This is a genomic window from Cellulosimicrobium composti, assembly GCF_010287905.1.
GTDB classification, from domain to species: Bacteria; Actinomycetota; Actinomycetes; order Actinomycetales; family Cellulomonadaceae; genus Cellulosimicrobium; species Cellulosimicrobium composti.
In genome coordinates, this window is the sequence record NZ_JAAFAN010000138.1 from 1 (window position 1) to 1,932 (window position 1,932).

At 69.0% G+C, this 1,932-nt stretch carries 4 protein-coding genes; all 4 read left to right on the forward strand.

Annotated features, from left to right (window positions below):
• Positions 1-218 precede the first annotated feature (218 nt).
• Positions 219-452, forward strand: coding sequence for a hypothetical protein (locus GYH36_RS19015; RefSeq protein ID WP_162290690.1), 234 nt, complete (start codon positions 219-221; stop codon positions 450-452).
• 316 nt (positions 453-768) lie between these two features.
• Complete coding sequence (locus GYH36_RS19020) at positions 769-978, forward strand: hypothetical protein (RefSeq protein WP_024839770.1); 210 nt, start codon at positions 769-771, stop codon at positions 976-978.
• Between the two features lie 91 nt (positions 979-1,069).
• Entirely contained in the window at positions 1,070-1,588 is a 519-nt protein-coding gene (locus GYH36_RS19025; protein WP_312028723.1) for a hypothetical protein, read from the forward strand.
• A gap of 222 nt (positions 1,589-1,810) precedes the next feature.
• Positions 1,811-1,932, forward strand: a 122-nt coding sequence (locus tag GYH36_RS19030) for an FAD-dependent oxidoreductase (RefSeq protein WP_162290691.1), incomplete at its 3' end; no start/stop codon positions are given.

A 1,932-nucleotide genomic window follows, 5' to 3' on the forward strand; every position in this document is an offset into this window, starting at 1 on the left:
CCTGGGCACAGCAACATCCTTCCAGCCTGCTCGGCGAGCAAGCGATCTGAGATGTCACAGATCCGTGCAGCAGCCCCCTCTCCTCCCTCGGCGACCTCGCCTGGCTCGTGTCGTTGCGGAACCGCGTGGTGCACGACGTTTGGGAGGCGGTCCCAACAGACGGGCAGCCAGACGCCATCCGCGGCAGCGCCGCCGCTCGATGGGGCTCACGTTCCGATGTGGAGACGACCGTGGCTTCGCTGCGTGTGCTCGCCGGCACGTTCTACCTTTCCGCGTGCTTTCTTAGCCACGTCCCAATGGCCCTGATCGAGCACAGGGAGCACGGCGACGATCCGTACCGCGGGTCAGGCGTGATCGGAGCCACGAGGCGCTACCACCGCGACCTGACGGCGCGGGTAGCGGCCATGCGCGCCGGCACGTTCGACGGTTGGCGGTGGCCACAGGGCCGCTGATCTCGGCCGCGGGCCCAGAGCTGACCGCCGAGGCTCGGCGACGTCTACGCAACCGAGGCAAGGTGCCTGTGCAGGGTGTCTCGGGAGATGCCACCGCGGGCACCCGCGACGCCCGCGAGACTGGCCGCCGGCCAGCGCTACGCGCGCCGCGGCGATGCGGTCCTGGGTCATGGCGCTCGGGTGATCGGTTCTGCGGCGCCGCCCTTGGCGGGAGTTGCTCGAGCCATCGTTCGGCAGGTCGGGGCGGTCGACATGTGGGCGACGGGTGGGATGCTCTCGTTCCAACGGTTCGTACTGCGACGAGAGGAACTGCGCCATGGCGAGCTTCAAGTTCGACAGCAAGGGCCTGGCCGACCTGCAGAAGCACATGGAGCAGCAGCTGAAGAAGGCTGAGGTCGAGGCGAACAGGGCGGCTGCACGCGAGTCGACGCCTGAGGCCAAGGCTCGAGCCTTCGCGCGGGTCCTGCGCAAGTACGGGGTCGAGAACGTCAACGAGGCCGAGCTCCGCAAGAAGTTCAGTCGCTGACCCCGCCCTCGCCCGCCGGGGTGTCGTTCGGCGTCCGTACCCTTGCGGCGTGCCTACCAGCGTGTCGGACCGCTCCCTACGAGGCGGCCACGTGTTCGTCGACGAGAGCAAGAAGCAGGACTACCTGCTCGTCGCCGCCGTGATCATCCCCGGCGAGCTCGCGCTCGCGCGCAAGACGGTGCGCGGTCTGCAGAAGCCCGGCCAGCGCCGGCTGCACATGGTCAAGGAGTCTCCGGCGCGTCAGCACACGATCCTCTCGACACTCGGCACGCTGGGCGCACAGGTCACGATCTACCAGGCTGGGGTGGGGTACCGCACGAACATCGAGCGGCGCGGAGCCTGCCTTGAGCGGCTAGTCGAGGACATCGCGACGGCGGGCTGCGCTCGGTTGATGCTTGAGAGTGAGCAGGGCGAGGAAGAGCGCGACCGGCGGCTGCTGTATCGCGAGACGGGCCGGCGTGGGTGCCGCGACTCGTTGGCGTATGACCACGCGACCGCGGCCGTAGAGCCGCTGCTGGCGATCTCGGACGCGATCGCGTGGGCGTGGGCTCGTGGTGGTGACGCGCGTCGTCGTGCCGAACCGCTGGTCGCGGACGTCGTCCGGCTCTAGACGGCGCGAAACCCGAGCGCCACAACCGTCCGGAAGGGTCTCGGGTTCACTTCTCGCCGCTATTGCGGTGAGCTGGCTCAATCTTAGGCACCCGTGTTGCGCGCGCGCAACGAACCGCCGATCCCGGCGAGGTGATCTTGGGCGGTCTCCCCTGCCAAGGCTGTCGGTGGTCGAGGCTGCTCGGCCTTGCGCGGCTATATCGACGAGTGTCAACATAGACGCATGTCGATACAAGACGTGGTGATCGTGGGTTCGGGGCCGGCGGGGTACACCGCGGCGATCTACGCGGCGCGCGCGGGCCTGGCCCCGCTCGTGCTCGCGGGCTCCGTGACCGCCGGCGGTGC